General features: G+C 72.6%; 10 protein-coding genes. 3 read left to right on the top strand and 7 right to left on the bottom strand.

All coding sequences use genetic code 11. The features are described 5' to 3' along the window. The 3 genes from ACFFNX_RS03505 to ACFFNX_RS03495 form a co-directional block, all read right to left on the bottom strand. On the bottom strand, positions 1-4907 hold a 4907-nt coding region (locus ACFFNX_RS03505), incomplete at its 3' end, for a beta-ketoacyl synthase N-terminal-like domain-containing protein (protein WP_378194959.1). Positions 4908-4920: 13 nt separating this feature from the next. Then, a complete protein-coding gene (locus ACFFNX_RS03500) occupies positions 4921-6417 on the bottom strand; it encodes an amino acid adenylation domain-containing protein (RefSeq protein WP_378194956.1) in 1497 nt (498 codons plus the stop codon). After that, complete coding sequence (locus tag ACFFNX_RS03495) at positions 6414-7484, bottom strand: acyl-CoA dehydrogenase family protein (RefSeq protein ID WP_378194953.1); 1071 nt, start codon at positions 7482-7484, stop codon at positions 6414-6416. Before ACFFNX_RS03495 ends, ACFFNX_RS03500 begins: the two co-directional genes overlap by 4 nt. Before the next feature lie 314 nt (positions 7485-7798). On the opposite strand from ACFFNX_RS03495, the gene ACFFNX_RS03490 reads away from it, so the two are divergent. Then, positions 7799-9841: an acyl-CoA dehydrogenase family protein gene (locus tag ACFFNX_RS03490; protein ID WP_378194949.1), complete on the top strand. Its 2043-nt coding sequence runs from the start codon at positions 7799-7801 to the stop codon at positions 9839-9841. Between the two features lie 39 nt (positions 9842-9880). On the opposite strand, the gene ACFFNX_RS03485 is transcribed toward ACFFNX_RS03490, so the two are convergent. From ACFFNX_RS03485 to ACFFNX_RS03475, 3 genes are all read right to left on the bottom strand, one after another. Next, complete coding sequence (locus tag ACFFNX_RS03485) at positions 9881-10600, bottom strand: thioesterase II family protein (protein WP_378194946.1); 720 nt, start codon at positions 10598-10600, stop codon at positions 9881-9883. A gap of 68 nt (positions 10601-10668) precedes the next feature. Continuing rightward, positions 10669-14034, bottom strand: coding sequence for a non-ribosomal peptide synthetase (locus ACFFNX_RS03480; protein WP_378194943.1), 3366 nt, complete (start codon positions 14032-14034; stop codon positions 10669-10671). 24 nt (positions 14035-14058) lie between these two features. Continuing rightward, positions 14059-17172: a type I polyketide synthase gene (locus ACFFNX_RS03475; RefSeq protein WP_446678501.1), complete on the bottom strand. Its 3114-nt coding sequence runs from the start codon at positions 17170-17172 to the stop codon at positions 14059-14061. A 427-nt stretch (positions 17173-17599) separates the two neighbouring features. On the opposite strand from ACFFNX_RS03475, the gene ACFFNX_RS03470 reads away from it, so the two are divergent. Beyond that, the gene (locus ACFFNX_RS03470; RefSeq protein ID WP_378194936.1) at positions 17600-18307 is read left to right on the top strand and encodes a thioesterase II family protein; all 708 of its coding nucleotides are present in this window, start codon (positions 17600-17602) and stop codon (positions 18305-18307) included. Then, positions 18304-19362 (top strand): LLM class flavin-dependent oxidoreductase, encoded by a 1059-nt coding sequence (locus ACFFNX_RS03465; protein WP_378194933.1) that lies wholly within the window; start codon positions 18304-18306, stop codon positions 19360-19362. Before ACFFNX_RS03470 ends, ACFFNX_RS03465 begins: the two co-directional genes overlap by 4 nt. A gap of 83 nt (positions 19363-19445) precedes the next feature. Here the strand turns inward: ACFFNX_RS03465 and ACFFNX_RS03460 are convergent, their stop codons facing one another. Further along, positions 19446-20414 (bottom strand): zinc-binding dehydrogenase, encoded by a 969-nt coding sequence (locus tag ACFFNX_RS03460; protein ID WP_378194930.1) that lies wholly within the window; start codon positions 20412-20414, stop codon positions 19446-19448. Between the last annotated feature and the right edge of the window lie 19 nt (positions 20415-20433).

Raw genomic sequence — 20433 nt, 5'->3', positions numbered from 1 at the left:
GCGCCGATCCGGCCTTCGGCCCACGCGACCGTGGCGGGCTCCCCGGCGACGCCGTCGGGACGCACGCCGTACGCGCGCCAGAGCTGGGTGATCGCGACGTGGTGGGCGAACCGGTAGGCGAGGCGCAGGTACGCCGGGGGCGCCGCGAGCAGGTCCGGCGTCTGCCCCGTCATGCGGGCCAGGTGCTCCGCGCATGCCGCGAGCCCGCGGCGGTAGGCGGGCGAGGCGCCGAACCTCGCGCGGGAGGCCTCCGGGGGCAGCTCGGTTCCGTACCAGAAGGTGACGTCCCGCCGGTCCTCGTCCTCGACGTGACCGCTTCGCGCCGACGCCGGGGGGTCATCGCCGGCGGCGACCTGTTCCAGCGCCCGCACCAGATCCGCCGGTGTGCCCCCCACGACCGCGAGGCGGTGTCCGAGGAAGGACCGGTGGAACGTCGCCGTACCGGCGATCTCCGCCAGTTCCTCCGGCGCCGAACCGAGGCGCTCGGCGAGACGTCCCGCGGCGGCGCGCAGCGCGGGGGCACTGTTCGCGGTCACCGGAAGGACGACGAAGGGCTCGCCGGGCTCTTCCTCGCGCGGAGGCGGAGCGGCGGCCTGTTCGACGAGAACGTGGGCGTTGCTGCCGGTGAACCCGAACGAGCTGACCCCCGCCCGGGACGGGGAGCCGGAGTCCGGCCAGGGACGATTGCCGGTCACCAGGGCGACGGGAAGCCGGGACCAGTCGATGCGCGCCGAGGGCCGGTCGACCACGTGGCGGGGGATCTCGCGCCGGTGCATCGCCAGGACGACCTTGAGCAGCCCGACCAGGCCGGATGCCGCCGAGAGGTGCCCCACATTGGGCTTCGCCGAGCCGATCAGCAGCGGCCGGTCGCCGTCTCTGCCAGGCCCGTACGCCCGCGCCAGCGCGCCCACCTCGATCGGGTCGCCGAGCGGCGTGCCCGTGCCGTGGGTCTCGACATAGTCGACGTCGGCCGGGCTCCACCCGGCGCCCTTCAGCGCCGTCTCGCACAGCGCGGTCTGGGCGGAGGCGCTCGGCACCGTGAAGCCGCCGCTGGCCCCGTCCTGGTTGACCGCGCTGGCACGGATGACGGCGTAGACGCGATCGTCGTCGCGCCGTGCGGCGGCCAGGCGCTTGAGCACGAGGACCACCGCGCCTTCGCCGTAGCCGTACCCGTCGGCGGCGTCGTCGAAGGTCTTGCAGCGCCCGTCGGCCGCCAGCGCGCCGCTCCCGGCCATCGCGGCCATCATCGTCGGCGCGACGATCGCGTGCGCACCCCCGACGACGGCGACGTCGCACTCGTCGGCGCGCAGCCCCTGGCAGGCGAGGTGCACCGCGGTCAGCGCCGATGAGCAGGCCGTGTCCACGACGACGCCGGGGCCGTTCAGGCCGAGAAAGTACGACAGCCTGCCCGCCGAGGCCGCGAAGGAGGTCCCGGTCCCGTAGTACAGGTCGATGGTCTCCAGGTCGGAGGCCAGGAGGTGCTGGTAGTCGGCCGCCTCGAGCCCGACGTAGACGCCCACCTGGCGTCCGTGGAGCGAACGCGGCCGGCATCCCGCGTCCTCGAGGGCGTCCCAGGCGACCTCGAGGAGCATCCGCTGCTGCGGGTCGACCGATCGCGCCTCGCGAGGCGCGATCCGGAAGAACTCGGCGTCGAAGCCGGTGATGTCGTCCAGGTAGCAGTGCCGCACGGGGACGTCCTCGGCCAGGTCGGTCCACACGGGGTCCTCGCGCCGCCGGTCCGGCGGCAGGTCGCCCAGCGCGTCCCGGCCCTCGGTCAGGAGTGTCCAGAACGCGTCGGGCGAGGGCGCGCCGGGCAGGCGGCATCCGATCCCGATCACCGCGATGGCGTCGTCGTCCTCGCTCGGCCGGGCCGGTTCCTCCGCCAGAGCGCGGGGCTCGTCGTCCGGCTCGCCGGAGGCGGTCTCGGCGTGCGCCGCCTCCGCGAGGAACTCCGCGAGTGCCGTGATCGTGGGGTGCTCGAAGATCACGGACGCGTCGAGCTCGACGGCGAACTCCTCCTGGAGCCGGCGCCGCAGCGAGACGGCGGTCAGCGAGTCGAGGCCCTGCTCGAACAACCCGCGTCCGCGCACCATCCGGAAGTCGCCGGGCAGGGCGAGCACGTCGCGTACGGCCGCCTCGATCCGCCCTGCCATGTCGGCGCCGGTTCGCCCGGCGGCCTCCCGGACGGCCGGAACGAGGCCTCGGTCCGGCTCGTCCCGGCTCTGCTCCTGAACCGCGGGGGAGGTGGAGACCACCGGCTCACCGGGCTCGTGCGAGCCGCGTCCCACGCCGGGCAGCCAGTACCTGCCGCCGCCCCAGGACGGGGCGGGAAGCGTGTGATGGCGGGACGGCCGGCCGGTGACCTTCGGCCAGTCGACCGTCACCCCGGCCACGTGGAGCTGGGCGACGGCCCGGTGCAGGGCGGTCGCCCCCGGCTGGTCGCGTCGCAGGGTGGCGATCGCGGTGCCGTCGCGGCCGCGGCCGCGCAGGGCATCGGTGAGGGGCGGGACGAGAACCGGATGGGGGCCGATCTCGATGAGCAGGTGGCCGCGCCCGGTCAGCAGCCGGTCGACGGCCGGCCACAGGCGTACGGGATCGGTGATGTTCCGCGCCCAGTACGCGGCGTCCGGCGTGTGCGTGTCGCCGTCCAGGTCGACGCTCGACGCGAACCGTACGCTCGCCGGAGCCGGGTCCAGCCCCTGGAGCGCCGCTTCGAGCAGCGGGCCGCAGTGCGCCACGACCGGGCTGTGCGTCGCCACGTCGATCGGCACCCGGCGGCACCGGAGGCCGCGCTCCTCCAAGACGCGCGCCGCGTCGGCGGCCTCCTGCGGGGGACCCGCGATGACGGTCGACCTCGGGCCGTTGAGACCGGAGACGATGACCGGAGTGCCGATCTCCCGCAGCACCGCGTCGACCACGTCCGGGGCGTCCTGGACCGCGTACATGCGGCCGGTTCCGTGAGTCTCGTGCAGCACCTCCGCGCGCCGCACCACGACGCGGACGGCCTGGGCCAGGGACAGGCAGCCCGCGGCATGGGCCGCGGCGACCTCGCCGAGGCTGTGGCCGACGACCGCGTGCGGAGTGATCCCCCGGGCGGCCAGCCACCGGGTGATCGCGACCTGCACCGCGAAGATCGCGGGCTGGAGACGGTCGGTCCTCTCCAGGCGGCGGTCGTCACGGGAGGAGCGAAGCTCGTCGAGGAGCGACCAGGACGCCTCGGCGCCGATCAGGGCGTGGCACTCGTCGAGCGCGTTCCTGACGTCGGCGTCGCGGTCGTACAGGTCGAGGGCCATGCCCGGCCACTGGCCCCCCTGCCCCGCGTAGACGAAGGCCGGTGGGGGCACCGCACCCGGATCGAGCACCGCTCCGGTGTAGGCGCCGTCGGCCGGGTTCGCCGGGTCGGTGAGGGCGGCCGTGAGCCCGGCCGGCCCGTCCGCGACCACGGCGAGGCGGAAGGCCTCCACCGTGCTCCGCGTGGCCGCCGACGCCACCAGTTCACCCAGCCGGTCTCCCGCCTCGTCCACCAGGCCGCGCATCCGGGCGGCCTGCTCGCCCAGCTTCTCCTCGCGCGCCGATGAGACGAGGAGGACGTGGGGCCCCTCCACCGGCGCCGGGGCGCGATCCGGTTCCGGCGCCTCCACCACCGCGTGGACCAGGGTCCCGCTGGCACCGAACGAGCTCACCCCGGCGCGCAGGGCGCGGCCGTCGGCGCGCAGCGAGGTCCCCTCGGCGGAGACGGTGACCCCGCGCCAGTCCACGCCGGGTGTGGGCGAGGAGAAGCCGGGCTGGGGAGGGACGTCGCCGGAACGGATCACGCAGATCGCCTTGAGCAGCCCCGCCACGCCTGCGGCGGCGTCGGTGTGCCCGAAGACCGCCTTGATGGACCCGACGGGGACGGGCGACCGGCGGTGCGCGCCGTAGACCGTTCCCAGCGTGTCCAGCTCGGTCTGGTCACCGAGCGGCGTACCGGTTCCGTGGGCCTCGACGTAGTCCACGTCCGCCGGAGCGACGCCGGCCCGCTCCAGGGCGGTCAGCAGCAGTTCCTCCTGAGCCAGGGCGTTGGGGGCGGTGATCCCGATGCTGGCTCCGTCGTGGGCGACGGCCGACCCCCGGATGACCGCGTACACGCGGTCGCCCTCGGCCACGGCGTCGCACAGGCGTTTCAGCGTGACGAAGCCGCAGCCCTCGCCCCGGACGAGGCCGTCGGCGGCCGCGTCGAACGGACGGCAGCGGCCGGTCCTCGAGACCGCGCCGATGCTGCTCATGAACACGCTGTAGTCCGGGCCGAGCAGCAGGCTCACGCCTCCGGCCACCGCCGTGGCGCACTCGCCCGCGCGAAGGGCCTGGCAGGCCAGGTGGACCGCCAGCAGCGAGGACGAGCAGGCCGAGTTCACGGTGGAGGCCGGCCCGCGCAGATCGAAGGCGTAGGAGACCCGCCCCGCCGCGAAACTGGGCTCGACCCCGCTCGCGTAGTGCGGGCCGATGCCCGCGATGCCGAGGGTGCGCGCGTGGATGAGCTGATAGTCGTTGGCGAGTGTTCCCACATAGACCGCGGTGCGGGAACCTCGCCAGGCGTCGCGTGGCCGCCCGGAGTCGCTCATCGCCTCCCAGGCGACCTCCATGAGCATCCGATGCTGGGGGTCGAGGAACTCCGCCTCACGCGGCGGGATGCCGAAGTAGCCGGAGTCGAAACGATCCACGTCCTGGAGGAACGCCCCCCTGTGGTTGGCCACGGTGCCCGGCCGGCCGCGGGCCGGGTCGTGCAGCTCGGGACCCCACCGGTCGGCCGGGACCGCGGCGATGCAGGTACGGCCGGCCGCGAGCAGTTCTCCGAGCGAGCGGAGGTCGTTCGCCCCGCCGGGAAAGCGGCACCCCACGCCGACAACAGCGATGGGCTCATCTGTCATGCCGTCACCTCAATCACGAGGGCCGGGGTGCCATACCCGACGTGAGTGCAAGGCGGTCGATCTTGCCGTTGGCCGTCCGGGGCAGCGTGTCCACGACCCGGATGTCATCGGGGATCAGGTAGGGAGGCAGCCGCTCGGCGCAGTGCCGGCGCAGCTCCAGGGCGTCCAGCCGGCGGCCCCCCGCACTGTCGGCCGGAGGGGAGGCCGGGACGGTGAAGGCGGTCAGCCGGGCGTCTATCCCGGCGCCGACGACCACCGCGCACGCCTCCGCGACGCGGGGGTGAGCGGTCAGCGCGGTCTCGACGTCACCGGGCTCGACCCGGTGCCCGCGCACCTTCACCATGTGATCGCGGCGGCCCACGTAGTCGAAGGAGCCGTCATCCAGGACGCGGACGATGTCCCCGGTCCGGTACGGCCCCCGCTGGGGTTCCCGCCCCCAGTAGCCGAGCATGACGGTCGGGCCGTCGACGATGAGCTCGCCCTCCTCTCCGGCACGCGCCGGCCGGCCGTCATCGCGGCACGCCCACACCCGGTTGCCGCACGCGGGCAGGCCGATGGGCACGGGCAGGTCCCGGGTCAGGTCGGCCGGGAGGGTCTCGTGGTAGGTGCAGACGTTCGTCTCGGTGGGGCCGTAGAGGTTGAGCAGGCGGGCATCGGTCCAGCCGGCCAGCTTGCGCACCTGGCCGACCGGGAACGGCTCGCCCGCGAACAGGATCGCGCGCAGGGCGGGCGGCGCGGGCCGGCCGAGCAGCTCGCCGTAGCGCATCATGAGGATGAGCGCGGACGGCACCGAGTACCAGACGGTGATCTGTTCCTCGTACAGGAACTCGGCGAGCTGCACCGGCGCGTACGCCAGCTCGGCCGGGATCAGGTGGACGGCCGCGCCGACGGAGAAGGCCGCGTAGAGGTCGAGAACCGACAGGTCGAAGGTGTGGGCGGCGTGGTTGGCGAACCGGTCGCCGGGCCGTGCGGCCAGCAGGGCCACCGCCCAGTCCACGAAGGCCCGGGCGCCACGATGGCTGACGCAGACGCCCTTCGGCGTGCCCGTCGACCCCGAGGTGTAGAGGATGTAGGCGAGATCGTCCGGATCCGTCGCCGCGAAGATCGGCTGGGCCGGGCCGTCCGCCGGCGCGCTCAGGTCCAGGCAGCGGGTCTCGGGGCCGAGCTCGGTCGTGATGAGCGGGAGCCTGGTGTCCGTGGTCAGGACGGCGCGAGCGTCGCAGTCGCGTGCCATGGCCGCCACCCGGCTCACCGGAGCGTTCCCGTCGGCGGGCACGTACGCGCCGCCGACGCAGAGCACGGCCTGCATGGCGGCCACCGAGGCGCACGACTTGTCCGACCAGATCAGCACCCGGTCGCCGGGGCCGACACCGGCCAGCCGCAGCCGGTGCGCGACGGCGTTCGCCCGTGCGCTGAGCCGCCCATAGGTGAGCTCACCGTCCGGCCCCGACACGGCGCGCCGGTCGGGCGTGACCGCCGCGGCGTCGGCGACGAGCTGATGCAGCCTCATAGCCCCATCTCCATGGCGGCCAGTTCGTACTGGATCTCCGTCGTGCCGGAGAAGAGGGTGCTCGGCACACAGTCGCGAAGCTGCTGTTCGGCGCCGCCCGAGAGATAGCCGGCGGCGCCGAAGATCTGGACCGAGTCCAGCGAGTTCGCCACCGACGCCTCCGACACGGCCGCCTTGGCGAGCCCGACCGTCATCTCGTCCGCGTGGCCCTCGTCGACCGCCCAGCACGCGCGGTAGAGCAGAAGCCGGGCCCCTTCCAGCCGCTGCCTCATGCGCACGATGCGATGGGAGATCGCCTGGAACCCGCCGATGCTCCGTCCGAACTGGCGGCGTTTCTTCGCTCTTTCCACGCAGAGTTCGAGCTGCCGGTCCATCAGTCCCACGTAGGCGCCGAAGAGACAGGCGCGCTCCCACATCATCGAGTGCTGGAAAATCGCGCTTCCCTGTCCATCCACCCCTAGCCGGTATTCATCCGGTACGCGGCAGCCCTGAAACCGCACCCAGCTCGCCTGGCAACCGTGCAGGCCCATCTTCTGGTACGTTGCGCCCGCCGTTATTCCCGGCAGATCGGCCGGGACGGCGAAGGCGGAAATGCCCAGATAACCGGCAGCGGGGTCCGAGACCCCATAGGTCACGATCACGTCGGCGACGGGGCCGTTGCTCACGAACGACTTCTCGCCGTCCAGGATGTAGGCGTCGCCCTCCTTGCGGGCGGTCATCGCCATGTGCGTGACGTCGGACCCGGCCTCCTCCTCGGTGATCGCGTTCGCCGCGATGGCCGAACCGGAGGCGAGCCGGCCGAGCAGCGGGGCGCGAACGGGCTCGGCGGCGAAATCCCGTATGGGCACGCAGCAGGCGAGCAGGTGCGCGGCGACACCGAACACCAGGCCCGTGTCGGGACAGGCACGGCCGAAGGCCTCAAGGCACAGGGCGGTGTCCAGCGCCCCCAGGTCCCGGCCGCCGTACTCCGCCGGAAGGCAGAGTCCGGTCAGCCCGATCTCGGCCGCGACGGCCCAGCGGGATCGGACGGAACCGGGGTCGGTGACACCGGAAAGTCCCTCACCCACCGCGGAGATTATCTTGGCGGAGCGTTCCTGCTGTTCCTTCGTTATTATGAAGTCCATTTATTTCCAGCTGAATTCGCAGATCAGACGCGGCCCAGTGGCTCCATACATTACTGGGTGCCGACCGGAAGTCCACCCCCTAAAAGGCCTGGTCGACCCTTGTCGAGAAGAATAGGGGATGTCGATCCGGATTGCTGGAGGTACGATACGTCAGCGCCCCGGCCCGGCAATATCGTCAACAAATCGGTTGCGTTGCCTTTGCGATGATCCGGAGTAATCATTTTATGAGCTATGCGGAGATCGGCAAATTGGCTCGGATGGCCAGTGAGGTGTTCGAACTCGAGTGGCCGCTTCCTCCCCGTGAGGCGGCGGGCGACATGCGTCACATCTGGAACGCCGCCGCGGAGCGCGGCTGGCTGAACTGCGCCGGCGACGACGCGCTCGAGACGGTGCTGGCGGTCGTCCGGGCGGCCGGCCGGGCCGCGTGCCCGCTGCCGGTCATGGACGGTTTCGCGGCGGGGCGGCCGCTGGAGCACCGGCCCGACCTGGTCGACGACATCGCCGACGGCACCATCCGCGTGGTGCTGACGACCGCGGGAGTCGGTCCGGGCGGGACCGTGCACGGCGCCGAGGCGGCCGGGGCGGCCACCCACGTACTGGCCGTCCCTCCCGCCGGCGGGGACCTGACCCTGCACCGGATCACCACGGCGAAGCCGGCCGAGGGGCTCGCGGTTCCGGCCTGGTCCGATCTTGTCGCCGGGCCCGCACTGGCGAGCATCGAGATCGGGCCCGAACAGGCGGACGAGGCCGTGGTCCTGCTCCGGCTCGGGCTCGCGGCACGCGCGCTCGCCGCGGCCGAACGGACCCACGAACTGGCGATCAGGCACGCCAGGAAACGCCGTCAGTTCGGGAAGGCCATCGGGTCCTTCGGCGCCGTGCAACAGCGCACCGCCCGTTGCCACATCGACGCCGTCGCGGCCGGGCAGCTGCTCGGCGAGGTGCCGTCCCGCCGCGGGCGGCGCGACTGGCGGCTCACGGCGGAGCTCGCCACCGCCTACATCGCCACGGTCGCCACCCGGATCCAGCTCGGCGCCCACCACACCCTGGCCGCCAGCGGGTATTTCGAGGAGAGCCCCGCCCCGTGGCTCTTCCGCCGGGTCCACGCGGACGTCGCGTCGCTGCACGGGATCTCCCGTGCCTGCGGAAGCGTCGCCGACGTACTGGTCGAGAGCGGCGCCGCCCTCCCCGACATCGCGATGGGGGAGACCGCCGACCGTTTCCGGGCGCGGCTCACCGCGTTCCTCGACGGCTTGGCATGCCCGCCGCGGTCCCGGCCCGGCGCGGACGATCCCGCGATCGTCGCCGCCGTGGCCGCGGAAGGGCTGTTCGCCATGACCTGGCCCGCCGGGGACGGCGGACGCGACGCGACGCCGGCCGAGCAGCTCGTGCTGCACGAGGAGGTCATCTACCGGCGGCTCCCCATCGCCCGGGTGATGGGAGCGGTCATCGCGGTCGGCACGCCACTGGCCGCGCACGGCAGCGCGGAGCAGAAGGCCAGGTTCCTGCCGCTGGTCGGGCAGGGAAGGCTGAAGGCGTGCGTCGGCTACAGCGAGCCCGAGGCCGGCTCCGACCTCGGCTCGCTGCGGACGACCGCGGTTCGTCTCGGCGATCGCTGGATCATCAACGGCCAGAAGCTCTGGATCACCGACGCGCACGATGCGGAGTTCGCCTGGCTGGCCGCGCGCACCGACCCGGAGGCGTCCCCGCCGCACGCGGGCATCACCGTCTTCATCGTGCCCATGGACAGCCCCGGGATCACCGTACGGGAGTACCGGGCCCTGTCCGGGGCGGTCGGCTGCGGCGTCTTCTACGACAACGTCCAGGTGCCCGACACGGCGCGGGTCGGGGCGGTCGACGGCGGCTGGGAGGTGATCGTGGAGGGCCTGGCCGGAGAGCGGGCGGCGATGGCGGGTCTGGCCGCTTCGCTGCACCGCCAGCTCGACGATCTGCTCGCGGTGCTGCGCGACCCGGCCACCGGGACGGCAGGTCCCCGTGGTTCGGCGACGCGCGCCGTGCTGGAGCGGCTCGCCGCCGACGTCCAGGCCGCGCGGCAACTCGTCGCCGCCCTCGGGACGGCCAAGGGCCACGAGGCCCGGATGCGCGCCGCGATGGCGGAGGTCATGGTCAGCGAGCTGTGCGAGGACTTCGGCGAGGCCGCGTTGCGGATCCTCGGCCCGGACGCCGCGCTTTCGGGCCCGGTCGAGCAGGCGCTGCGAGCGGCTCCCGGCCATGTCATCGGGGGCGGCACCAACGACATCCAGCGCGGCACGATCGCCCGTGGTCTGGGGCTCCCGTGGTGAGGTGACGGCCACCCCCGCTCCCGGCGGCCCGCCCGCAGGTCAGGTCTTGAGGAGGGCGCGGACCAGCGCCGCCACGAACCTCTCCCGGGCCTGATGCAGGAAGAAGTGGCCTCCGGGGAAGGCCTGGACCGTACAGCCCACGCTGGAGTGCGCGTGCCAGGCCCGCAGGCCGTCCGGTGACGCGGCCGGGTCCTGCTCGCCGCCGAACACCGAGATCGGCAGGTCGAGCGGCGGCTCGGGCCGGTACTCGTACGCCTCGACGAACGACAGGTCCGCGCGAAGCGTCCGGACGAACGGCGCGAAGGCCGCCGTCCCGCCCCGGGCCTCGCCGGGAGCTCCGTTGAGCGCGGCGACCAGCGCGGCGAGTTCCGCGTCGGTGGCGTCCCGGACCGAGGTCCCCTCGGGCAGGCCGAGGACCGACACGGACGGTGCCGCGAGATGCGGAGCGGGGCGGCTGGAGACGGCGAGCCGCGCCGGCTCGGGCAGCCCGCGGCGGCGGATCTCCCGGCAGGCCTCGAAGGCCACCAGGGCACCGCCGCTGTGCCCGAACCACCCGTACGGCACGTCCAGGAGCGGCGTCAGGTCATCCACCAGCTCCGGCACCAGATCCTCCAGACTGGAGAACGCCGGCTCGCGGAACCGCGCCTCCCGGCCGGGCAGGCGCAGGGAGACCAGTTCGACGTCGCCCGGAAGCAGCGGATCCCACGGCCGGTAGACCGCCGCCCCGGCGCCCGAGTGCGGCACGCAGAAAAGGCGCATCCGCGGCCTGGACGGCTTCCGCCACCGCACGGCCCAGCTCCCCGGCCCCGCGCCGGTCACCGCGGCCGTCACGCCGGTCGGACCTGGTCGCGCAGTGCCGTCGCCAGCATCTCCACGGTCGGATGGTCGAAGAGCACGCCGAGTCCCTCATCCCCGTTGTCGACGCCCAGCTCGTCACGGATCTGGGTGAGGATCCGCACGGCGTGCAGCGAATCGCCGCCCAGCTCGAAGAAGTCGTCCTGTATCCCGATGTCGGTGCGCTCCAGGGACGTGCACCAGATCTCGTGCAGGGTGCGCTCCAGCTCATCGCGCGGCTGGAGGCTCTCCCCGGTCCGTTCCGCGTCCCAGGGCGACGGCAGCGCCGAGGGGTCGACCTTGCCGTTCGCGCTCACCGGCACCTTGTCGATGAACAGGTAGTGGTGGGGCACCATGTACTCGGGAAGCAGCTCGGCCAGCCCGTCGCGCAGCTGATCCGGGTCCGGCCGCGGTCCGCCCGGTTCCGGCACCAGACAGGCGGAGAGCTGCCGGCGGCCGGTGGCCGGGTTGGCCGGTGCGGTGACGATCGCGTCACCGACGCCCGGCCGGCGGCGAAGGGCCTCGGCGATCTCTTCCAGCTCGACGCGGAATCCGTTGATCTTGACCTGGAAGTCCCGGCGCCCGAGGAACTCGATGTCGCCCCCGGGCAGGTAACGGCCGTGGTCGCCGGTCCGGTAGAGCCGTTCGCCCGTGTCAGGGTGCACGATGAACCGTTCGGCGGTCTGGCCGGCGTCGGCCCAGTAACCGAGGGCGACGCCTGCCCCGCCGATGTAGATCTCGCCGGTCACCCAGACCGGGCACGGGGTCAGGGCCTCGTCGTACACGTGGAGCGTCTGGCCGCTCAGCGGTTTCCCGTACGGTATGCGCACCCACTCCGGAGGCACCTCGCCGATCGGGTGGCACACCGACCAGATCGACGCCTCCGTCGCACCGCCCAGGCTGAACACCGCGGCGTCCGGGGCCAGGGCGCGGATGGCGTCGGGAAGCGACACCGGAATCCAGTCGCCGCTGAGCATCGCGACCCGTAGCCCGGCCGGCCGGTCCGCGCCGAGCCGGCGGCGTTCGTCCACCCACATCTGCATCAGCGCCGGGACGGAGTTCCAGACGGTCACCTCGTGCCGGCTCACCAGGTCGTCCCAGTGAGCCGGGTCGTGTTCGCGCGACGGGGCGGGCATGACGATGGCCGCACCGGCCGCGAGCGCCCCGAAGACGTCGTAGACGGACAGGTCGAAGCTGAGTTTGGAGAGCGCGAGCACGCGGTCACCGGGGCCGATCCCGAACCGGGCGTTGATGTCCACGATGGTGTTCACCGCGCTGCGGTGATCGATCATCACGCCCTTGGGGGTGCCGGTCGAGCCCGAGGTGAAGATGACGTACGCCAGGTCATCCGGGCGGGGGCCGGCGTCCAGGGGCCGTTCCGCCGCGTCGGCGATGTCGGCGTCGGCGAAGGTGAGGACCGTCGTGCCGGCCGGCCACGCCAGCGCGTCGCGCATCCGCGGCGAGGTGACGACGACCGAGGCCCGGCATCGTTCGAGCAGGCTCCATCGCCGCGCCTCGGGCCAGTCGGGGTCGATCGGCAGGTAGGCGGCGCCCGACCTCGCGACGCCGAGCACGGCGGCGACCTGGTCACAGCCCTTGTCCATGACGACGCCCACCAGCGATCCGGCGTGCACCTCGTCTCCGGTGAGCCTGCGCGCGAGCCCCTGGGCCCGTGCGACGAGCTCCGAGTACCGGAGCGTCCCGTCCTCGGCGATCACCGCGACCGCGTCGGGCTGTGAGCGGGCCGTCGCCTCGACCAGCTCGCAGAGCGTGCCCTCCGGCGGCGCGGTCTCGGTCGCGTTCGCGGCGTCCCGTTCCCGGGCCTGCCGGCTCGGCAGCGGGAGCGGCGTACGGGCCGCGTCCCAGCGGCCGTCGTCCTCGCCGAGCCCGCGCAGGAGCCCCTGATAGGAGGCGAACATGTCGTCGACCATCCCGGCCGGGAAGAGCGCGTCGACCACGTCCCAGTTCAAGATCAGCTCCCGGCGGTCCTCCAGCGCCTGATGGTCGATCCAGACCTGCGGGGTCTGGCTCACGCTGTGGGTGACCCGGCCGAAGAACCCGACGTCCCCGTCGGGGGTGTCCGCGGACTGCACCCCGAACAGGCTGGTGAAGATCACCGGGATCGCGGCACGCGGATTCCCGCCGAGCGTCCTGGCGCGGTCCCGCAGGACCCGGACACCGTTGTAGGACTGGTGTTCCATGTCCTTCAGAAGCTGCTCCTGGATCCGGACGGCGCGAACGGCGAACGGCTCGTCCCCGGCCGCGCGGACGGACAGGAGAAGGACGGCGGTGAAGTCGCCGATCACCCGGTCGATCTGCGGATGCATGGCCGGGCGGTCGAACAGCGTCAGGTTGAGCGTGAAATCGCGATTCCCCGACCAGCGCAGGAGCACGTCGGCGTAGGCGGTCATCACGACCGCCGACGGGGTGAGCCCGCGCTGCCGCGCCGATTTCTTGATCGCCTCCCAGCGGTCACCGTCCAGCCGGGCGTGATGCCGGGCGAACGTCGGGTGGCCGACGCGGTCCGGCTGGACCGCCAGCGGAAGCTCCGGCGCGGGCGGGATCTCGGGCAGACGGCCCTTCCAGTACTCCCGGGCCCGCCGGTACTCGTCACCGGATCGGCTCGCCTCCCGGGCCAGCACGAAGTCGCGGTAGGACAGGGCCAGCGGCTCGGGCGCCCAGTCGGGGTCCTCATAGCAGCGCCGCCACTCGCTGAAGAAGATGTTGAAGCTCAGCCCGTCCATGATCAGCATGTCCAGGCCCAGGTGCAGCCGCAGGCGTCCGTCGCCGAGCCGCGAAGCGCGGATGTCGAACAGCGGCCAGCGGTCCGCCGGCAGCACCTGCTGCTCCATCTCCGCCCTGATCAGCGCGATCCGCGCGTCTTCATCCTGCCCGCGCAGGTCGGCGACCGGGATCTCGTAGGGCGGCACGTCGGACAGCACGCGCTGCCGGCCGTCCGGCCCGATGACGGCGCGCAGCATGTCGTGCCGGTCGATGACCTTCCGCAGGCTCTCGCTCAGCCGCCCGGTGTCCAGGCCGGAGCTCTCCAGCTCCAGGTACAGGTAGGTGGAGACGCCGCCCAGTTCGATGGCCGGGCCGCGGCCCACCCAGTAGGCATGCTGGATGTCGGTCAGCGGAAACGCCTCGTGGCGTGCTCCCGGGTCCGGAGTGATCGCCGCCTCGCGCCTCGCGGTGCCGACGTGGCGCAGGAGGCTGATCAGTTCCTCACGACGCTCGGTCAGCTCCGAGCGCAGCCGTGGCGTGAGCGACCCCGCGGAGGCGACGACCTCGATACGGTCCCCGTCCAGCCGTAGCCTGACACCGCGGCTCCGCAGCTCGGCCAGCAGATCCTGCACCATCGGGACAACCTTCCTGATATTCGGTCAGATACTCAGGACCTCGACGTCGCCTTCGGCGCCGGTCTCGCCGGTCGCCAGGAGGTCGCGCACGGCCAGCTGCGCACAGACGAGGTCCGCGAGTTCCTCCGGGGTGCTCGTCCCCAGCAGCATGGTGAGCGGGATGTCGGCGGCGTACTCCCTGGCGAGCGCGTTGCGAAGCCGGACGGCCTGTAGCGAGCCCATGCCGATCCCGTTCAGCCGCGTGCCGGCCGCGACGTCCGCGGCGCCGAATGACTCCAGCAGCCCGAGGAGGTCGCGGAGCACGCTCTGCCGGGCCGCGCCGGGGTCGTCGGCGAGCAGCGCGGAGAGCTCACGCATCCGTGGCCACGAGGTGCCGCCGAGCGTCTGGGGAGTGGCGGGCTCCAGGCGGAGACCGTGCAGGAGAACCAGCGGCTCGCCGTTCTGCGACCGCAGTTCCAGATCGATCCGGTCGTCGGCGTGCCGGCGGGCGTGACACCAGACCTCGCCCCGCGGCCGCCCGTGGACGCTCAGCCGTTCGACCGAACCGGCCATCCAGAGCCCGTCGCCGTGCAGAACGGCCGCGGCGCGCAGGCACGCGTCCAAGGCGACGGGGTCCGCGACGTACGGCGAATCCGCCTCCGCGGCGACGAGGGCGAGGACCTCGTCCCCGCGCCGCCACAGCCGAGTGAGCGCGCGGACGTCGCCTCCGCAGTCCAGGCCCGCCCGGCTCAACCCCTCGTACAGGGCGCCGGCGTCCAGCTCTTCCATCCCCTCCGGCGTCACGACCCGTACGGCGGGCGGCGCACCGGGCTCGTCGGCGTCCGCGCTCGCCACCTCGGTCCACGACCCGTCCGACGGCGAGAAGCACCGCAGATCACGGACGCCCGTCACCGTCCGCACGTCCGCCGGAAGCTCGGGGAGCCGGTGGACGCGGAGGTTCCGCAGCGCCACGGCCGGGCCCGTCGTCTCGGACCACGCGGCGAACGCCCACTCGATCACGGCGCCCGCGGGCAGCACCGGCACGCCGAACAGCCGGTGCCCGTCCCCGTACCAGGGGTTCAGGCGGTGCTCATACCGGTGACCGGCCTCCGCCGGCAGATCGGCCGCCGACCCGAGCAGCGGGTGGACCACCGGCCGCGCGGCGTCCAGCCAGTGGCGCCGGCGCTGGAAGGGATACGTCGGCAGCGGTACCACCCTGGCCCGTACGCCGGCGAAGGCCGCCGTCCAGTCCACGGTGTGCCCGTGTTCGTAAGCGCGGGCGAGCGCCGTCAGGAACGCGACCGGCTCGGGCCGCCCTTCCTGGAGGACGCACGCGTCGACCGGGCCGTCCATGGCCGAGTCCGGGCCGAGGCCCAGCCGGAACATCCCGGAGCCCGGGAGATCGCCGGGCTGGGGAAGGGGCCCCGGACCGGCGACCTCCGCGCAGAATCGCGGCGCGGCGTCGCCGACGACGTGGTCGGGGATCACGCCGAACGACTCCAGGAGCCGGTACGCCGCGGTCTCGAACGCGAGCGGCGGCAGGTCGCCACGCTCGTCGCGCAGTCCGTCCAGGGCGGCGGCGAAAGCCGGGAAGGCGGAGCAGAGCTCCTCCCCGCCGGACACCGGCCGCGCCGGGAGCACGAACGCCATCTCCGCCCGCTTCGCCGGCGCGCGCACGCCCTGGTCGCGGGAGAGCTCGCTCAGCGCCGTGCGGAAGTCCTCGGGGCGCTCGCCGATGATCACGGCGCGGTAGCGCATCGGCGTGCGGCCGCGGGCCAGCGAGAGGCCGACGTCCGCCGGCTCGGCGCCACCGACCTCGGCGAGCCGGGTCGCCTGCGCGCGAAGCGCGGCCGGGTCCGCCGCCGAGATGGGCCATGGCACGACGCCCGGCGGCCGCGCGGCCTCGTCGGCCCCGCCGTCCTCATCGGGCGGCTCTTCGAGGATGACATGTGCGTTCGCGCCGGTGAAACCGAAGGCCGACACTCCCACCCGGCGCGGCGAGTCGCTCCGCGGCCAGTCGGCACCCTCGGTCAGCAGCCGGACCTGCCCGCCCGCCCAGTCGATCTCCGGCATGGGCTCGTCGGCGTGCAGGGTCCTCGGCAGGCGCTCATGCGTGAGCGCGAGTACCGACTTGATCACCGCGGCGACTCCGGCGGCGGCCTGGGTGTGGCCGATGTTCGACTTGACCGAGCCCAGCCACAGCGGGGCGTTCCGGCCCTGCCCGTACACCGAGGCCAGCGCCTCGGCCTCGATCTGGTCGCCGAGCGGGCTGCCGGTACCGTGCGCCTCCACCGCGTCGACCTGGTCCGGAGTCAGCTGGGCGTCCGCCAGCGCCAGGCCGATCACGCGTTCCTGCGCCGGGCCGCTGGGCGCCGTGAGGCCGCTGGTGACTCCGGCCTGACCCACCGCCGAGCCCCGTACGACGGCCAGCACGGGATGTCCCTCACGCCGGGCGTCCGAGAGCCTTTCGAGCAGCAGCATCCCGGCACCCTCGGCCAGGCCCATGCCGTCCGCCGCCGCCGAGAACGGCTTGCACCGGCCGTCGCCGGCGAGCTCCTGCCGGCGCTCGTAGTGGGCGAAGGCGGCAGGGGTCGCCATGAAGGTGACGCCGCCCGCCAGCGCCATCGCGCAGTCGCCCGTCCGCAGCGCGCGGCATGCCAGGTCCAGGGCGACGAGCGACGACGAGCAGGCCGTGTCGATCGTGACGGCGGGGCCTTCCAGGCCGAGGACGTAGGCGATCCGGCCCGATGCCGCGCTGCCCGCGGCTCCGGTGGCCAGGTAGTCCGCCTGCTCGTCACGGACGTCGGCGTTGAACCCGTAGTCCGAGCCCGTCATGCCCGCGTACACGCCGACTCTGCCGCCCCGTACGCGGGACACGTCGATCCCGGCGGCCTCGAAGGCCTCCCACGCGGTCTCGAGCAGCAGCCGATGCTGCGGGTCGAGGGCGGAGGCCTCCTGCGGGTCGAGGCCGAAGAACGCGGCGTCGAACCGGTCGCCATCGTGGAGAAAGCCCCCCGCTCGCCGTCGCCGGGGCCCGAGACCGTTCTCGGTGTCCCACCCGCGGTCGCGCGGGAACCCCGAGACGGCGTCGCCGTCCGAATCGACGAGACGCCACAATTTTTCGGGTGAATCGACCTGCCCGGGAAAGCGGCAACTCATGCCGACGATTACCACGGGGTCGTTGGTGGCCTTATTTTCCCCATGGCGATAGCGATATAGTTCGCTGGTCACTTTAAGGAGGTATTGGCGTAGCTTTTCTTCGTTCGCCATATGCTGTGTACCTCATGGCCATCCCGGCAATGGCAGCCGCATTACGGAGAATCGCAGGACATATGCAGGTTACGTTTACGGCCGAAGCAAGCTGACCCCTATCCGTCCCCTAAATTTCTTTTCTGCGGCCTACGGGTGCCGGTCGGTGTGCCGATCGGGAAGCTAGGGGTTGGTCATCTCCGATTCACGGTGCAACGATTCGGGCATGAGCGAGCCGAGCCGAGCCGGAAGAGCACAGAGCCTGGCGAACCGGCCGGCCCCGGACGGTAATGCATGGATTCGTTGTTTTCATCCTGCGCCGCATGCTCAGACGCGATTGCTCTGCTTCCCTCATGCCGGAGGTTCGGCGAGTTCCTTCTACTGGCTGTCCTCGGCGCTTCGCCCGGACGTGGAGGTGTGGGCGGTCCAGTACCCGGGACGCCAGGACCGGCTGCGGGAGCCGCTCGTCGACGACATCGGGCGGCTGGCCGACGGGCTGTTCGCAGCGCTGCTGGAGTACCTTCCCCCGGCTCCCGCGTTCTTCGGCCACAGCATGGGCGCGACCGTGGCCTTCGAGGTGGCCCTGAGAGCGGAACGGCGGCTGGGAACGCCGATTCCCCGGCTCATCGCCTCCGGGCGGAGGGCTCCCTCGCGGCGACGGGACGAGAACGTGCACAGGCGGAGCGACGAAGGACTGATCGCGGAGGTCCAAGAGCTCAGTGGCACTCATTCCGAACTCCTGAATGACGAGGAGGCGCGGCGCACGTACCTGCCGGTCATACGCAATGACTATCGCGCGATCGAGACTTATGCGCCGCCGAGAGAACAGACCCTGAGCTGTCCCATCACTGCATTCGTGGGCGCCGACGATCCCCGTGTCACCCTCGATGAGGCCGAGGCATGGGATCGGCACACCGATGCCGGCTTCCGGATGCGCGTCTTCCCTGGAGGGCATTTCTACCTGACCGAAAGACCGGCCGAGACCGTCACCAGCCTCCGGGAAGCCCTCGGATCGGCTACCTCACCTCTGCGGAGTGAAATATGAAGTTCGGAATTTCATGGATGCCCGACTGCGGTCCGGAGGTTCGCTCCGCCACCGCGTACTTCGACGACGTGATGCGCCTGTCGGTGCTGGCCGAGGAACTCGGTTTCGACTACATCAAGATGACCGAGCACTATCTGCACGCCGCCGGCGGCTACTGCCCGAGCCCGCTGGCCCTGCTCGCCGCCGTCGGTGCGAAGACCCAGCGGATCCGGCTCATGACCGGAGGCATCCAGGCGTCCTTCCATCACCCGATCCAACTCGCGGCCCAGACCGCGCAGGTCGACGCGATGACCCACGGGCGCCTCGACGTCGGACTCGCCCGGGCGTTCCTGCCGTACGAGTTCGAGGCCTTCGGCGTCGACATGCACAAGAGCCGCGATCGCTTCCGCGCCACGGTCGACACCGTCGTACGCCTGTGGACGGAGAAGGGTGTCACCGCGGACACGCCGTACTTCAGCTTCAAGGACGCGACCTCGTTCCCGGAGCCGTTCCAGCAGCCGCATCCGCCCGTGTGGATCTGCGCCCTCATGTCCGAGAGCAGCTTCCGCTGGGCCGGCGAACAGGGCTTCAACCTGCTGATGACGGCCTCTCCGCGGCCCGAGGTCATCGACATCGCCGCCAAGCACGTCAACATGTACCGGGAAGTCTTTGACAAGCACCACGGATCCTCCGGGCGGCAGCCGGAGGTCGCGCTCAGCCTTCCTCTGATGGCGGGGGAGACCGACGCCGAGGCGCTGGAGCTCGCCCGCCCGAAACTGCAGCGTTACCTCGAGGTGTGGGGCGACGCCGCCAAGTCCCTCGCCGAGGTCAGCTCCCCCGACTACGCGGGCTACCAGGGCGTGGTGAAGGGCTTCGACGCGGAGATCGACCAGGTCGCGAAGCAGACCGTCCTCGGCGGCCCGGAGACGATCGCCGCCCGCGTGGAGGACCTGCGCGACGGACTCGGGGTGGACACGATCCTGTGGATCGTGGACGGCGGCAGCCCCGACTACGCGGACATGGAACGCACCGTCCGGCTGTTCACCGACAAGGTCCTGCCGAAGCTGAGCGACTGAAGCGCGGTAACACCGACGAAGCTCCTTGCCGCTAAGCGGCAAGGAGCTTCGTCGCGGTTGCCCGCAACCGCGCCACCGGAGTGTCACCCCGCGTCACCCCGACACCGCTGGGGAAGCAGGACGACCTTGCCGTCCGGGCGGGCGTCGGCGAACCGGTCGAGCGGGAAGGTCGCGTCGACGGGTACCCGCAACCGCCCCTGCGCCGGCAGGGGTACCACCGACGCCCGTACGGTGGCGGCGAGCAGTGCCTTTTCGGCGTGTGAGCGCCCGCGGACGGTCGTGCCGATCACCTGGGCCCGCGCGAGCATGAGGTCGAGCATCCGCAGCGGCGCCGTGGTGCCGGCCTGGACCCCGACGAGGAGGACCTTCCCCCGGTCGCGGAGCAGGGCGACCCGCTGGAGGCAGTCCCCGCCGCCGACCAGTTCCACGATCACGTCGTACGGCGCGTGCGCGGCCTCCCGGCCGGGGGGCACGACGTCCGCCCGGGCGGCCGGGGCGAGTGCCTTCACCCGGGCGTGGAGTTCGGGTCGTCGTACGCTCGCGGTCACATGCGCCCCGGAGAGCGCGGCGACCTGCACCATGGCCGTGCCCACTCCGCCCGCCGCGCCGCTGACCAGCACCCGGTCACCGGCGTGCACCCCGGCCTGGGCGATGAGGGCGTCCCAGGCGGTACCGAACGCCTGCGGGAAACCGGCGGCCTCCTCCCGGGGAAGGCCCTCGGGCACCGGCAGCAGGAGATCGGCGGGTGCCGCGATCCGCTCGGCGTGGCCTCCGCCGCCGATCAGTGCCATCACCCGGTCCCCGCGCACAACCCCCGTGACACCGCTGCCGACCTGCTCGACCTCGCCCGCGACCTCCAGTCCGGGCACATCGGCCGGCCATCCCGGCGGCGCCGGATAGTCCCCCCGTGCCTGTTGCAGGTCGGCGGCGCCGAGTCCCGCCGCCGCACCCGGTCCCGCGACCGGCTCTGGACGTTCCTCCAGCCGGAAGGCCCCTCGGGGACCGATCACCACGGCTCGTACGATCGGCAGCGTGCGCCCGCGGTCCCGCATGCCCCCATCGGGGGCGGCG

Source organism: Actinoallomurus acaciae, assembly GCF_042429965.1.
Classification (GTDB): domain Bacteria; phylum Actinomycetota; class Actinomycetes; order Streptosporangiales; family Streptosporangiaceae; genus Actinoallomurus; species Actinoallomurus acaciae.
This window is presented reverse-complemented; position numbering and strand designations above follow the sequence as displayed.